Annotated in this window: 10 protein-coding genes; 5 read left to right on the forward strand and 5 right to left on the reverse strand. The window is 72.4% G+C overall.

The window, feature by feature from the left end; all coding sequences use genetic code 11:
• Positions 1-21: 21 nt before the first annotated feature.
• Positions 22-1,350, reverse strand: a complete 1,329-nt coding sequence (locus ACIBH1_RS29960; protein WP_397317300.1) for an MFS transporter — start codon at positions 1,348-1,350, stop codon at positions 22-24.
• Between the two features lie 77 nt (positions 1,351-1,427).
• Between ACIBH1_RS29960 and ACIBH1_RS29965 the strand changes: the two genes are divergently transcribed.
• Complete coding sequence (locus ACIBH1_RS29965; RefSeq protein ID WP_397317301.1) at positions 1,428-2,156, forward strand: SDR family NAD(P)-dependent oxidoreductase; 729 nt, start codon at positions 1,428-1,430, stop codon at positions 2,154-2,156.
• A 98-nt stretch (positions 2,157-2,254) separates the two neighbouring features.
• Here the strand turns inward: ACIBH1_RS29965 and ACIBH1_RS29970 are convergent, their stop codons facing one another.
• Positions 2,255-2,791, reverse strand: coding sequence for a DUF1697 domain-containing protein (locus ACIBH1_RS29970; RefSeq protein ID WP_397317302.1), 537 nt, complete (start codon positions 2,789-2,791; stop codon positions 2,255-2,257).
• A 257-nt stretch (positions 2,792-3,048) separates the two neighbouring features.
• Between ACIBH1_RS29970 and ACIBH1_RS29975 the strand changes: the two genes are divergently transcribed.
• The 4 genes from ACIBH1_RS29975 to ACIBH1_RS29990 all read left to right on the forward strand — a co-directional run bounded on the left by ACIBH1_RS29975 (position 3,049) and on the right by ACIBH1_RS29990 (position 11,731).
• The gene (locus tag ACIBH1_RS29975; protein WP_397317303.1) at positions 3,049-3,867 is read left to right on the forward strand and encodes a hypothetical protein; all 819 of its coding nucleotides are present in this window, start codon (positions 3,049-3,051) and stop codon (positions 3,865-3,867) included.
• A gap of 253 nt (positions 3,868-4,120) precedes the next feature.
• Positions 4,121-7,381, forward strand: coding sequence for a S8 family peptidase (locus ACIBH1_RS29980; RefSeq protein WP_397317304.1), 3,261 nt, complete (start codon positions 4,121-4,123; stop codon positions 7,379-7,381).
• Positions 7,382-7,460: 79 nt separating this feature from the next.
• Positions 7,461-8,450 carry a helix-turn-helix domain-containing protein gene (locus ACIBH1_RS29985; protein ID WP_397317305.1) on the forward strand — a complete coding sequence of 330 codons (990 nt, stop codon included), beginning with the start codon at positions 7,461-7,463 and terminating at the stop codon, positions 8,448-8,450.
• Positions 8,451-8,722: 272 nt separating this feature from the next.
• Positions 8,723-11,731, forward strand: a complete 3,009-nt coding sequence (locus ACIBH1_RS29990) for a BTAD domain-containing putative transcriptional regulator (protein ID WP_397317306.1) — start codon at positions 8,723-8,725, stop codon at positions 11,729-11,731.
• 197 nt (positions 11,732-11,928) lie between these two features.
• Here the strand turns inward: ACIBH1_RS29990 and ACIBH1_RS29995 are convergent, their stop codons facing one another.
• The 3 genes from ACIBH1_RS29995 to ACIBH1_RS30005 are packed head-to-tail and all read right to left on the reverse strand — an operon-like array spanning position 11,929 to position 14,112.
• The gene (locus ACIBH1_RS29995; protein ID WP_397317307.1) at positions 11,929-13,188 is read right to left on the reverse strand and encodes a Zn-dependent hydrolase; all 1,260 of its coding nucleotides are present in this window, start codon (positions 13,186-13,188) and stop codon (positions 11,929-11,931) included.
• Positions 13,185-13,361 carry an MbtH family NRPS accessory protein gene (locus ACIBH1_RS30000; RefSeq protein ID WP_181615298.1) on the reverse strand — a complete coding sequence of 59 codons (177 nt, stop codon included), beginning with the start codon at positions 13,359-13,361 and terminating at the stop codon, positions 13,185-13,187. Before ACIBH1_RS30000 ends, ACIBH1_RS29995 begins: the two co-directional genes overlap by 4 nt.
• A gap of 1 nt (position 13,362) precedes the next feature.
• The gene (locus tag ACIBH1_RS30005) at positions 13,363-14,112 is read right to left on the reverse strand and encodes a thioesterase II family protein (RefSeq protein ID WP_397317308.1); all 750 of its coding nucleotides are present in this window, start codon (positions 14,110-14,112) and stop codon (positions 13,363-13,365) included.
• Positions 14,113-14,115: the final 3 nt, after the last annotated feature.

The following is a 14,115-nucleotide window of genomic DNA, read 5'->3' on the forward strand; positions in this document are numbered from 1 at the left end:
CCCGTTCAACACCCTACCCCCCTAGAGTATTTCGGCGGCCGGCTTCTTCCCGGTGAGCGTGACGCCCGCCAGGACCGCGCCGGCCAGCGCCACCACGGCCGCCCCCACGAAGGGTGAGGTGCCGCCGGTGGCCAGTGCCGTCATGACGGCCAGGCCGAGCGCCGAGCCGACGTTGTAGGTGGTGTTGACGATGCCGGAGGCCAGGCCCGCCTCCTCGGGGCGCACCCCGCTCATCGCCGACATCATCGCCGGGATGTAGGCCAGCGACATGCCCACCGCCGCCACCAGGCTGGCGGGCAGCACGTCGGCGGCGAAGCTCCCGCCCGGACCGGCCAGCGACAACCAGGCCACACCCGCGGCGAGCACGAGCAGGCCGCCGGCGATCAGCGGCTTGGCGCCGAGGCGGGCGAGCAGCTTGGCGGTGATGCCGACCATGAAGATCATGATGGCCACGGTCATCGGCAGCAGCGCCGCGCCGCTGGCGAACTGGCCCAGGTGCAGCGTCTGCTGCAGGTAGAGGTTGAGGAAGTACCACATCGGGATCCAGGCCGCGCCCAGCAGCGCCATCGCCAGGTTCGCGGGGGCCAGGCCGGGAGTGCGCCAGATGCCCAGCGGCATGATCGGGGACTTGGCGGTGCGCTGGACCAGCAGGAAGAGCGCCAGCAGGGCCGCGCCGCCGAGCGCCGCGATCCAGTTCTCCGCCACGATCGCGTAGACGACGAGGGTGATGCCGGCCGTCGCCGACAGGCCGCCGAGCAGGTCGACCGAGCCGCTGCCGCGCCGGGTGGCGGGAAGCAGGGCGGGTACGGCCAGCAGTGTGATGACGCCAATGGGGATGTACACGATGAACACCCACGGCCAGCTCAGGTATTCGGTGATGACGCCGCCCAGGAAGACGCCCGCGGTGCCGCCTGCGGGAGCCGCGGCGCCGTAGAGGGACATGGCCTTGCCGAGCTCGCGGGGGTTGTGTCCGAAGAGCATCATGAGCAGGGTCATGGCGGCCGGGGCGATGAGAGCGCCGCCGACGCCCTGGATACCCCTGCCCAGCACCTCCACCCAGGCGGTGGTGGCAGCGGCGGCGACGACCGAGCCGGCGATGAGGATCAGCCAGCCGGTCGAGAAGACCTTGCGGGCGCCGAACAGGTCGGACAGCCGCCCGCCCAGGAGCAGCAGGCCGCCGAACGCGACGACGTAGGCGTTGAAGACCCACTGCAGGCCCTCGGGGGTGAAGCCGAGCTCGCGCTGCATGTCGGGCAGGGCCACGCCGATGATCGACGTGTCCATGATGACCATGAACTGGGCCATGGCGAGCACCACGAGTGCCCACCAGCGGCGGGGATTCGCTGACATTTCTATACCTCCAGGGGGTATGTCAGGGTGACGCGGAGGAACGTAACATACCCCCTAGGGGTTTGCAAAATGGGAGAATGTCGTCCATGGAGCTGAGCGGCCGGACCTGCCTCATCACCGGCGCCAACCGCGGTCTCGGGCTGGCCATGGCCACCGAGTTCGCCCGCGCCGGAGCCCACGTGATCCTCGCCTGCCGTACGCCGGCGGACGCGGCGGCGGCCGTGCGGTCGCGGGTTCCCGGCGCGAGCCTCGAAGAGGCGACGGTGGACCTGACCCGGCTCGGCTCCCTGCGCGGGCTGAAGGCCGACATCCTGGTCAACAACGCCGCCGTCGTGTCCGACTCGCCCGAGCACACGGTGACGGTCAACCTGCTGGCGCCGTTCCTGATGTCGCGCCTGGTGCCCGCCAGCGTGGTCGTCAACGTGGCCGCGGCCAACCACCGGCAGGTCTCCGACCTGGAGGCGCCCGTCCCCGAGGGCAGGCGGGAGTCCTACCGGCACACCAAGGCCGTGCTGGTCAGCCTGACGCTGGAGCTGGCCAGGCGCTCACCGGTCCTGGCCAGCGCCTTCTGCCCGGGGGTGATGGCCACCCGGCTGCTCGACGAGTTCCGCGGGGTGCCCGGCAACGGAACGGCCGCGAGCCCGCGCGATTCGGCGCTGGTCGCCGTGGAGCTGGCGCGCTCCGGCGGGACCGGGCGCTACCTGGAAGGAGGGCGGGACGTCCCGCCCTCCCCCGCCGCCGCCGATCCCGTGGTCGCCGCCCGCCTGTGGGACCACTGGTCGCGGCGGGCCGGACTCGGCGCATAGCCGGTCGACCTCGCCGCCGATCTGGCCGATGGCGGCTGACGGCCGGCGAGGTGATCACGGTGGCGATGGCCAGCTCGTGACAGGGGACCGCGGACTCGTCAGCTGTTCACGCCGGTGCGGTCGGCCAGGGCCAGCGTGGTGTTCCAGTTCCGCTCGGTGATCACGAGCTCGGGCGTGGCCCGCAGGCACGCTCGCGTGACGAGGCCGAGCTTGCTGCCCCGGGGATTCCCGCCGTACTTCAGGTAGAGCACCCGGTCACCCAGGTGGAACTCCTCGGGAGCCACGGCGTCCCGATCCACCTCGATGCTCGGCTGGTCCGACAGGAACGCCACTCGCAGCAGGGCCGGATCGGCCACCGGGAAGGGGTTGGCCTCGACCACGGCGGCCAGTTCCGGGCCGGTGCGCACGACGACGCCGACGTCGAGGCCGAGCTGCTCCCGCAGTGCCGCGCGGATGGCGGCGGCGAGGTGGTCGGTGCGGGCCTCGGGGGCCTCGATGATCGCGTTGCCGCTGTTGAGGTAGGTGGTCACCGCCGTGTGGCCAAGGCCCTGCAGCAGTTCGCGGAACTCCGCCATGACCAGGCGGTTGCGCTGCTTGAGGTTGACCCCGCGCACCAGGACGGCGTACTTCGGCATCGGGCCAGGATAGTCGCGCGCGCCCCCGCCGTCGTCCGGTCTCCCGCCGGGCGGCGAACCGGATTTCCTTTTCTCTTCGCGCGTTCTGAAGGGCCCGGAATTCACCTTCTGAAGAATGGCTCCGACCAGCGGATTTACCGAGGGTCCGGCAAGGAGAAAACGTCTACAGCGGCCTACGGGAAATAACGGCGTTGCCGGGTCGCGATAGTGGTGCGTAGCCTCGAGGTCATCGATCCGACGCGCCACGGAGCGCCCGCATGCCTTCACCGCACCGCATGTCGCCACCGCCGCCTTCGGCTTTTCCGGCGCCCCGGCTGTACGTGCTGCCAGCAGCGGAGGCGCCGGTCGCGTTGATCATGAGGCGGGGCCCGAGCGGCTGGTGGCACCTGCTGCGCTGGGATCTGGAGCGTCCGGCGGTCGAAGCCGGGGCCTGGTTTCGCGGGTTGCTGTATCCGCGCCGCTGCGGGCTGTCCGCCGACGGGCGGCTGCTGGGGTACTTCGCGCTGGCGCACGGCGAGGATCCGTGGCACACCTACTTCGCCGTCTCGCGGGCGCCGTGGCTGACCGCGCTGGCCGCCTGGCACACGTTCGGCACCTGGACGACCGGTTGCCACTTCGGGCGTGACGGGACGCTGACCATCACGGGCTCGGTCGACAGCCGCCCCTTCCACGGCGCCTATCCGCACCGGGTGGAGATCGAGCCGGTCGACACGCGGTGGAGTGACGCCGACCTGTACAGCGAGTACCGGCGGGGATGGCGGGCCGTACCCGAGGGCGGGCGGGCCGTGGAGCGGCGGGGGCCGGGCGGGGAGCGGCTCGTGCTGGAGCACGGGGGCGTCGACTTCGCCAGCCACAGCATCGAGGGCGTGCTGGTGCGCTACGAGCTCGACGGGGTGGAGCTGGACGACGTCGGGTGGGCGGACTGGGACGGGCGGGGAAGGCTGCTCGTCGCGACCAGGCAGGGGGAGGTGGCGATCCTGGAGCGCCGCGGCGGCTGGGCACGGACGTGGTCGCACGATCTCAACGGGCTGGAGCCCGACCCCGCCGAGTCCCCGGAGTGGGCCCGCGCCTGGTGAGGCCCAGGGGTGAGCCCGCAGGCCGGGCGGCCCCGCAGGCCAGGCGACCCCGCACACCGGACGACCCCGCGGCCCCGGCGACCCCGCGGCCCGGGTGAGCCCGCGCCCTGGTGACCTCGTGCCCCCACTGCGTGTCGTGCCCCTTGTCGAGATCCCGCCATGACAGGTTCTCGACAGCGCCTGCCTATCTGCGACACCGGCCCCTTCTGGGAGCGTATGGGCGTTCACTGATCTTCCCCCCAGGAGGCACCCCATGTCCCTGCGGACGCGCCTAGGCGTGTCAGCGCTGGCTCTCGCCGTCCTGTCCACGACGGCGGGCCCGGCCGGTGCGGCGGGTTCCGTCGCGGACGGCGGGCCAGCCGGCGCGGCGGCCACGGTGACCAGCGTCACCCTGGTCACCGGCGACCGCGCGCTGGTCAGCGTCGGCGCCGGCGGCAAGACCTCGGTCACCCTCGCCACCGACGAGCCCTATGCCACCCGCCAGGTCGGCGACGACCTCTACGTGGTGCCCCAGAGCGCCGCCGCGATGATCGCGGCGGGCCGGCTCGACGAGCGCCTGTTCAACGTCTCGGGCCTGATCCGCCAGGGCTACGACGACGCCCGCAGGGACACCCTGCCGCTGATCGTGGACGGGGCGGCGGCGCTGCCGCGTTCCGCCGACGTGACGACGCGGGCCCTGGGCGCTTCCGGCGCCACGGCGGTGCAGGTCAAGAAGACGGCGGCCGGCGCCCTGTTCGACGGTCTGACGGCAGCCAGGTCGATGGCCAAGATCTGGCTCGACGGCCGGGTCTCCGGCGTCGATCTGGACCCGGGTACGGGTGTCGGCCAGACCGGCGCCGAGCAGGTGTGGAAGGCGGGGTTCGACGGCACCGGCACCAAGATCGCCGTGCTGGACAGCGGCTACGACCCGAACCATCCGGACCTGAAGGGCCAGCTAGCCGCGGCCGAGGACTTCACCGGAAGCGGCACCGCCGCCGACGGGGACGGTCACGGCACGCACGTGGCCTCGACCGCTCTGGGCTCCGGCGCGGCCGACGCCTCGCGCAAGGGCATGGCGCCCGGTGCGAAGCTGCTGGTCGGCCGGGTGCTCGACAGCTGGGGCGGCGGCCAGGAGTCGTGGATCATCGCGGGCATGGAATGGGCCGTCGCCCAGGGCGCCGACGTGATCAACATGAGCCTGGGCAGCCAGGAGCCCACCGACTGCACGGACCCGATGAGCGCCGCGGCGCAGCGGCTCAGTGAGCAGAGCAAGAGCCTGTTCGTCATCGCGGCGGGCAACTCTGCCGCCCGCGAGACCGTCAGCTCCCCCGGCTGCGCGGCCGGGGTGCTGACCGTCGGCGCCGTCGACGTGAAGGGCGAGACCGCCGCCTTCTCCAGCCGCGGGCCGGTCCTGGGCGACCACCGGCTCAAGCCGGAGATCGCCGCTCCCGGCGTGGAGACGGTCGGCGCGGCCAACGGCAGCGTCGGCGGCATCCACTACATCAAGATGTCGGGCACCTCGATGGCGTCGCCGCACGTCGCGGGCGCCGCGGCGCTGGTGCGCCAGGCCCACCCCGGCTGGACGGCGCAGCAGGTGAAGGCCGCCCTGGTCTCCGGGGTGAAGGCGAACGCCAAGGATCACGTCTACGCGCAGGGCGCGGGCGAGCTGTCCGTGCCGGGCGCCATCGCGGCGAGCGTGCAGGGTCCCGGCACCGTCGACCTGGGCAGCTTCGCCTGGCCGCACGACGGCCGCGAGCGCGCCACCAAGGAACTCGTCTACACCAACCTCGGCGACCGCGAGGTCAGGCTGCAGCTGAGGATCGAGGACCTGGCCGGGAAGAACGGCGCCAGGATCCCGCGCGACTCGCTCAAGCTCGGCCGCCACACGGTGACCGTTCCGGCGGGCGGAAGCGCCACGGTCCCGGTCACCGCCGACCCCGACGGCCACTTCGCCGACGAGGCCTACGGCGAGATCGGCGCCCGCGTCGTCGCCACGGGCCGTGGGGGCGTGAGCGTCACCACGGCGGTCGGCTTCTGGGTCGCCCCGAAGATCGTGAAGCTCACCGTCAAGACGATCGGCCGCGACGGCAACGCCCCCGCGGGCATCAGCTTCGTCGACGTCGTCGGCCTGGACGAGGAGCGCGCCACCCGCACCTACGTGGACGGCTCCCCCGAGACCGTCTACGAGCTGCCGGTCGGCCGTTACGCGGTCAGCGCCCTGCTGCACACCGCGCCCGCGCTCGCCTACCTCGGCGATCCCGAGCTCGACCTGCACCGCGACACCACGCTGGTCTACGACGCCCGGCAGGCGCTGCCGATCCAGGTCAAGACCGACCGTCCCTCCACGATCTCCTCCGGCTTCCTGCAGTACGGCCGCTGGTGGGACCGCTGGCAGACCGGCGGAGGCGTGACCGGGCCGATCACCGAGTTCTACGCCGCGCCCTCCTCCAGGGCCCGGCTGGGCGGCTTCGAGCTGGGCGCCTACCTGCGCGCCACCTTCGACGGCGGCGTGTACAACCTGGCCTTCATCGACGAGGGCAGGGTCGGCCGCGACCAGTCGCACGTCGTGCGCGACAGCGGGCTGGCCGCCGTCGAGGAGACCTGGTACGGCGAGCAGGCCGACGAGGCGGCGGGCGACTTCCTGGCCATCCACCGCCCCTGGTCCGGCAACTCGTTCGGCGGCTGGGACGTGGAGTTCACGGTGCCGGGCAAGCGGCTGTCGCTCTACAGCCCTGACGTGACCTTCGAGCAGATCGCCTTCCGCGGCAGCCACCCGCTGTGGCGGGAGACCTGGTACGACATCCCCCGCACCTACCGGCCCGGCCAGAAGCGCAGCGCCACGTGGCTGCGCTTGCCCTCCATGACCGGCGTCTTCCCCGGCTACCACATCGCCGAGCGGCAGGGCGACCTGATCGGGTACTCGACCTCCAGGTGGAAGGACTCCGACCCCGACCACTACGGCGCGGGCGCCTACTTCGGCGACGCGGGCAACCTGACCCTCAGCAAGGACGGTCAGGTCCTGGAGACCAGCGCCTGGCCCTTCGGCCAGTTCCTGATCACCGACGGCACCTACGAGCTGACCAGCCGCCAGCTGCGCTTCGGCTCCTACGACGGCGGCGACCAGGGCGCGATGACCACCACGACCTACCGCTTCACCACCACCCGTCCCGAGGGCGAGGAGGTCGTGGCGCTGCCGTTCCTGGTGGTCGGTTACGACGCCGAGGTGGACTCGCGCAACACCGCGGCGCCCGAGGCGGGCTTCCCGGTGCGGATCTCGGTCGCCGGCCAGTCCGACTACGACGCCGGCGCGATGACCTCGGTCAAGGCCTGGGTGTCGACGGACGACCAGAAGGTCTGGGCCGAGGACGAGAGTGCCTGGAGCGAGGTGCCCGTCGCCTTCCGCGACGGCGCCTGGGTGGCGAGCGTGGACAACGCCGCCGCGACCGGAAAGCACGTGTCCATCAAGGTGAGCGCGGTCGACTCGCACGGCAACGCGATCACTCAGGTGGTCAACCGTTTGTACGGCGTGCGATAGACAACCCACAGCGCCCCGCGTCCGTTTCGTTACGGTCGCGGGGCGTTTCGCACATCTTTGGCCGACATACTCGGCCATCGTGATCGAAAGTGATGTTCCCGACGACGTGGATCTGAACATCCTGGGCCTGGAACCTGCGGAGGAGCGCGCCTACCGGGCCCTGGTCGATCTGGCCGCCGCCTCCCCCGCGGTTCTGGCCGACCGGTTACGGCTGCCCGCCACCGACGCCCGCAGCCTGCTGCGGCGCCTGGAGAGCCTGGGCCTGGCCAGCCGCTCGGGCGGCGACCAGGAACGGCACGTGGCCGCCGCTCCCGACCTGGCGTTGCGGGCGATGCTGGTCGCCCGCCGCGACGAGCTGCGCCGCAGCGAGCTGGCGATCAACGAGCTGACCGAGCTCTACCGGCGTACGGCGGGCAGCCGCGCGCCCGGCGACCTGATCGAGGTCGTGATCGGCTCCGACGCCACCCGCCAGCGTTTCGAGCAGCTGCAGCTGGGCGCCGAGCGCGAGGTGATGGCGTTCGTGACCGCGCCGACCGTGGTGCAGTCGGCCGAGGACAACCCCGCGGAGGACGCCGCCGTACGGCGGGGCGTGCGCTACCGGGTGATCCTCGAACGCGACGTGCTGGACGGTCCCGGCGGCCTGGTCCAGGCCGAGCAGGCGACCCGTCAGGGCGAGGAGGTCGCGGTCATCGACACCCTGCCGATGAAGATGATCGTCGCCGACCGCTCCGTGGCGCTGGTGCCGCTGAGCTCTCCCGGCGAGGAGCCCGGGGCGCTGGTGGTGCACGCGCGCGGCCTGCTCGACGGCCTCATCCGGCTGTTCGAGTGGACCTGGGACCGGGCCGCCAAGCTGCACCTGGGCGCGGAGGAGGGCGACGAGGACATCACGGCGATGGACCGCAAGATCCTCGCGCTGCTGTTCGCCGGGCTGACCGACGAGGCGGTGGCCAAGCAGTTGCAGCTGTCGCCACGCACGGTGCAGCGCCGGGTACGCCACTTGATGGATCTGTCGGGCGCCACCACGCGGCTGCAGCTGGGTCGTTACGCTCCGGAGCGCGGCTGGGTCTAGGGTGAAATATCGAGTAACCGCGAAATCACCGAGCGCTTTCGTGAACGTGAACAAATCCATTTCAGTGCGTCTCTAATTCGACGCCACTCGTTTACTCTTTTGAATTGAATATTGCTGGTCGCGAAAACGCATGATCCACTTAGCCTGCAGGGTGATGGCTTCGCCGGGGATGGGGTATGGATCAAGACCAATCGTTTCGAGTGCTCGGCTCGCTCGAAATCATCATTGGCGCGAACCGGGTCGCCGTCCGCGGAACCCGCCAGCAGATCATCATGGCGACGCTCATCCTGCGGGCGGGCCAGGTGGTCTCCATCGACCGGCTGGCCGAGGCCATCTGGGGCGACCACCTGCCGCCGACGGCCAGGAACCAGGTCGTCATCTGCGTTTCCAGCCTGCGCAAGGCCCTGGCCGACGCGGGCGCCCCCGCCGACCTGCTGGGCACCAACGCGCCCGGCTACGTGCTCAACGCCTCCCCCGACCAGGTCGACTCCCTGCACGCCGACCGGCTGGCGGCCAGGGCGCGCATCGCGCAGGCCGCCGGCGACCTGGAGGAGGCCGCCCGGCTGTTCGCCCGCGCGTGCGGGTTGTGGCGTGGACCGATCCTGGCCGGCATGGAGAGCGCCTTCGTGGAGGGCGAGGCCCGCAGGCTGGAGGACCGGCTGCTCACGCTGACCGAGGAGCGGCTGCGGGTGGAGCTGGCCCTGGGCCGCCACCGCGAGCTCGCCGACGACCTGGCGGCCTTCGTGGAGGCCAACCCGCTGCGCGAGCTGCTGCGCGCCCAGCTCATGCTGGCGCAGTACCGCTCGGGCCGGAGGGCCGCGGCCCTCGACACCTACCGGGCCGGCCGGGAGCACCTGATCGCCGAGCTCGGCATCGAACCCGGCACGGAGCTGCGCGAGCTGCACGAGGCGATCCTGAACGACAGCCCGGAGCTGACGCTCGCCGACCCCGTCCGGAAGCCGCCGCCGCCTTCCGCGGAGGAGGCGCAGGCGCCGGCCGCGCAGGATCCGGCGCCCGCGCAGCTGCTGGCGGACGTGCCGCACTTCACCGGGCGCGCCGCCGAGGTCGAGCAGCTCGACACCCTGCTGGAGGAACGCTCCCGCCAGGGATTGCTGACCATCGTGCTGATCACCGGCATCGGCGGGGTGGGCAAGTCGGGGCTCGCGGTCCACTGGGCGCACCGCGTGGCCCACCGTTTCCCCGACGGCCAGCTGTTCGCCGACATGCGCGGCTACGACCTCAACGCAGACCCGCTGAGCGCCGGCGCTGCGATGGACCGGTTCCTGCGTGCGTTCGGCGTGCGCGGCGAGCGCATCCCGGAGGACCTCGACGAGCGCGCCGCCCAGTTCCGCACCGTGATCGGCAAGCGCCGGGTGCTCGTGCTCCTCGACAACGTCCGCATGATCGACCAGGTCAAGCCGCTGCTGCCCGGTTCCGGCCAGTGCTGCGTGATCGTGACCAGCCGCGACCCCCTCGGCGACCTGATCGCCCAGGAGGGCGCCACCGAGGTGCGTCTCGACGTGCTCGGCGCCGACGACTCGGCCGCCCTGCTCACCGGCATCGCCGACGCGGCGCTGGTCGGCGACGACCCGAACGCCACGGGAGCGCTCGGCGCGTTGTGCGACGGACTGCCCCTGGCCCTGCGCATCGTGGGCGCCAAGCTCACGGGCCGCTCCTACTGGACCCCCGCCCGCCTGGTCAAACGCCTGACCGACGAGCGCCGCAGGCTCGACGAGCTCAGCTACGGCCAGATGACCGTGCGCGCCAGCTTCGCCCTCAGCTACCGCGACCTGAGTCCGGAGGCGGCGCGCATGTTCCGCCGGCTCGGCCTGCTCAGCGCGCCCGACTTCGCCGCCTGGGCGGGCGCCGCCCTGCTCGACATCGGCGAGAGCGAGGCGGAGGACCTCATCGAGCAGTTGGTCGACGCCCAGATCCTGGAGGTCGTCGGCCGCGACTTCTCCGGGCAGATCCGCTACCGCTTCCACGACCTGGTCAGGCTCTACGCCAGGGAACGGGCCCAGGCCGAGGAGGACCCGCAGGAGTATCCCCTGGCGCTGAGCCGTACGTTGAGCGCGTGGCTGGGGCTGGCCGAGGAGGCCCACGAGCGGGAGTACGGCGGCGCCTTCACCCAGCTGCACAGCCCGGTCGAGCGGTGGCGGCCCTGCGTGCCCGAGGCGCTGGTGGACCAGCCGCTCGACTGGCTCGACGCCGAGCGCAGCGCCCTGGTCGCGGCGGTCTCGCAGGCGGCGGCGCTCGGGCTGCACGAGTTGTGCTGGGACCTGGCGGTCACCTCCACGACCCTGTTCGAGGCGCGCAGCTACTTCGACGACTGGCGCCAGACCCACGAGGTGGCCCTGTCGGCGGCCAGGGCGGCGGGCGACCGGCGGGGCGAGGCCGCCATCCTGTGCTCGATGGCCAGCATGTACCTGTTCCAGCAACTGCTGGACAAGGCGGGTGAGCCGCTGGCCAAGGCGGTGGCGTTGTGCGAGGAGATCGGCGAGCCGTACGGGCTGGCGCTGGCGCTGCGCAACCTGTCGCTGCTCGACCGGCTGGCGGGGCGTTTCGGGGAGGCGCTCGACGGCTTCGGCCGGGCCAAGGAGATCTTCGCGCGGGTCGGCGACCGCTACGCCGAGGCCCACGTGCTCGGCGGCATCGCCCAGGTCCACGTGGATCAGGGGCGGCTGGAGCTGGCCGAGCCGATGCTCAGGCAGGCGCTGGAGGTCTTCCGCGAGTTGCGCAGCGAGCGAGGCCAGGCGCAGATCCTCAACCGGCTGGGCGAGATCCTGCTGCGCAAGGGGCGGCTGGTGGAGGCCGAGTCGGCCTGCGAGGCCGCCCTGGTGCTGGTGCGCGAGCGCCGCGACGTGATCGGCCAGGCCTACATCCTGTGCGGCCTGGGCGAGATCAGGCTCATGCAGGATCGGCCCGAGGCGGCCGCCGAGATCCTCAACGAGGCCCTGATCATCGCCCGCCAGGTGCGGGAGCGGTTCGTGGAGGCCAAGGTCTGCCTGGCCCTCGGGGCCCTCGAGTCGGGCACCGGCCGGCCGGCCGAGGCCGCGAGGTGGATCGACGCCGCCTGCGCGATCTTCGCCGAGCTGGAGATCCGGCTGTGGCGTTTCCGGTCGCTCGTGGCGCTGGGCGAGGTGCTGGCCCGGCAGGGCAAGGATCAGGAGGCGCTGGCCGCATGGGAAAGCTCCCTGACCCACTGCGCCGATCCGGAATCGGCCGCGCCGGTCAGGGAGCTCATCGAGGAGATCAGGTCCAGGTGCTGTCGTCCGGCGTGACGATGACGCCGGGGGTGGTCGCGGCCGAGACGGCGGTGACGGTGGTGCTCAGGACGGGGGCGGCGAACAGGCCCGCTACCAGGAGGATCATTGCGCTCCACGCCATCCGCTTCGACATCTGATTCCCTCTCTTGTCGTCTGAGAAGGACGGTATGGAGCGCCGGATACCCGTCGATATCGCGTCGGCTACCGGCCGGCTACCAGCCCCCGTCGAGTTGTAGGACGGCGCTGAGCAGCACGTCGGCGCCCTGGGCGAGCTGGTCGGGCGGGGTGTGCTCGTCGGGCGCGTGGCTGACGCCGCCCGTGCTCGGCACGAAGATCATGCCGATCGGGGCGATGCGGGCGACGATCTGGGCGTCGTGCCCGGCCCCGCTCGGGAGCCGGTGCGAGCCCAGCCCGAGCTCGGCGGCGCAGCGGGCGATCAGGTCGCGCAGGGCGGGGTGGCAGTCGACGGGCGTGGTGCGCGCCCCGAGGCCGATCTCGATCTGGGTGCCGGTGGCCTTGGCGATCTCCTGGGCCAGCTCACCCAGGCGGGCGACCGCGTCGTCGAGGGCCGAGGCCGTCACGTCGCGGAACTCCACGCCGAGCCGTACCAGGCCGGGGATGACGTTCCACATGCCGGGCTCCACCGAGCAGGTGCCGGTGGTGGCGCGCAGCACGATCTGCTCGTCGGCCGCGATGGAGCGTACGGCCAGCAGCACGCGGGCGGCGGCGTCGAGCGCGTCGACCCGGTGTTCCATGGGCGTGGTCCCGGCGTGACCGGCGACGCCCTCGACCGTCACGGTGAGGTTCAGCCTCCCCGTGATCGATTCCACCACGCCGATCGGCACGCCCAGCCGCTCCAGCACGCTGCCCTGCTCGATGTGCAGCTCCAGGTAGGCGGCGATCTCGTCGGAGGTCCAGGCCGCCTCGTCGAGCCGCCGGTGGTCGCCGCCGACGGCCGCCAGCAGGTCGGCGATCGTGATGCCCCGGCTGTCGCGCTCGTCGCCGAAGCCGGGCGGCAGCGCGCCGGTGAAGCCGTGCGCGCCCAGCATGCCCATCGTGCCGTGGGCGCCCTCCTCGTCGCAGAAGGCCACCACGACCAGCGGGTGGCGCAGCCGTACGCCCTCCTCGTGCAGGACGCGGGCGACCTCGACGGCGGCGAGCACGCCGTAGGCCCCGTCGTAGGCGCCGCCGTTGACGACGGTGTCGATGTGGGAGCCGAGCACGAGGGCGGGCGCCGTGCCGTCGTCGCCCCGCCGCCTGCCGATGAGGTTGCCCGCCGCGTCGACCTCGACGGCCAGCCCCGCGTCCAGCATCAGCCCGGCCACGTAGGCGCGTCCCTGGACGTCCTCGGCGGTGAAGGCCAGGCGGGTCACGCCGCCGCCGGGGCCGCGGCCGATGTCGCCCAGGGCGGCGATGTGCGCGTTGAGCCGTCCGGCGTTGACGCGGGGCCGGGTCCCCTGCACGACCGTCATGGCGTGCGCAGCGACTTGGGGCGCATGTCGGTCCAGACCTGGCCGATGTGCTCCAGGCAGGCCTCGCGCTCGCCGGCGAACCCGGTCGGGCTCCAGCCCGGCGGCGGGTCCTGGCTCTGCGGCCACAGGGAGTACTGCTCCTCGTCGTTGATCACCACGGCGTAGGTGCTCACGTCAGACCTCCAGGTCTCGGGCGATGTGGTGGAGCAGCTCGGTACGCCGCTCGTGCAGGAAGAAGTGGCCGCCGGTGAGCACGCGCAGCCCGAAGTCGCCCGTCGCCTGCGCCGCCCATAACCCGGCGTGCTCCACGGGGACGACCTCGTCGTCGGTGCCGGTGTAGACCCGCAGCGGCAGGTCGAGTGGCGGCTCGGGCTCCGGCAGGTAGGTGTCGGTGATCTCCAGGTCGGCCCTGACGCGCGGCAGCACGACCGCCAGCAGCCGCGGGTCGTCGAGCGGCATGCCCGCGCTGCCGTCCAGTCGGCGCATCCAGCCGACGAGCTCGGCCTCGGGCGCGTCGAACATGGCCGCGGAGCGCGGCCCGTGCGGCGGCGCGGCGGCGGCCGCCAGCAGGGCGCGCGGAGCGGGCGCGCCGCGCCTGCGCAGCTCCCTGGCCAGCTCGAAAGCCACCCAGGCGCCCATGCTGTAGCCGAACAGCGCGTACGGCGAGGCGGTCTCGCCCTCCAGCGCGTCGGCCAGTTCGGGGACCAGCTCGGCCATGCGGGTGCGGGCCCGCTCCCTGATCCTGCGCTCGCGCCCCGGCAGGTGCACGGGCCTCACTTCGACGGTGCCGGGCAGCAGGTCGGCCCACTGGTTGTACTCGACGGACCCGCCTCCCGCGTACGGCAGGCACAGCAGCCTGATCGCGGCGCCTGGGCGCGGCGCGGGCACGCTCACCCACGCCGCCACCCGGTCCAGCACGGTCATCCT

This window comes from Nonomuraea sp. NPDC050663 (assembly GCF_044456985.1).
Classification (GTDB): domain Bacteria; phylum Actinomycetota; class Actinomycetes; order Streptosporangiales; family Streptosporangiaceae; genus Nonomuraea.

Coding starts and splice junctions, on each gene's coding strand:
- ACIBH1_RS29960 (WP_397317300.1), bottom strand. CDS start 1,350: ATGTCAGCGAATCCCCGCCGCTGGTGGGCACTCGTGGTGCTCGCCATG.
- ACIBH1_RS29965 (WP_397317301.1), top strand. CDS start 1,428: ATGTCGTCCATGGAGCTGAGCGGCCGGACCTGCCTCATCACCGGCGCC.
- ACIBH1_RS29970 (WP_397317302.1), bottom strand. CDS start 2,791: ATGCCGAAGTACGCCGTCCTGGTGCGCGGGGTCAACCTCAAGCAGCGC.
- ACIBH1_RS29975 (WP_397317303.1), top strand. CDS start 3,049: ATGCCTTCACCGCACCGCATGTCGCCACCGCCGCCTTCGGCTTTTCCG.
- ACIBH1_RS29980 (WP_397317304.1), top strand. CDS start 4,121: ATGTCCCTGCGGACGCGCCTAGGCGTGTCAGCGCTGGCTCTCGCCGTC.
- ACIBH1_RS29990 (WP_397317306.1), top strand. CDS start 8,723: ATGGCGACGCTCATCCTGCGGGCGGGCCAGGTGGTCTCCATCGACCGG.
- ACIBH1_RS29995 (WP_397317307.1), bottom strand. CDS start 13,188: ATGACGGTCGTGCAGGGGACCCGGCCCCGCGTCAACGCCGGACGGCTC.
- ACIBH1_RS30005 (WP_397317308.1), bottom strand. CDS start 14,112: ATGACCGTGCTGGACCGGGTGGCGGCGTGGGTGAGCGTGCCCGCGCCG.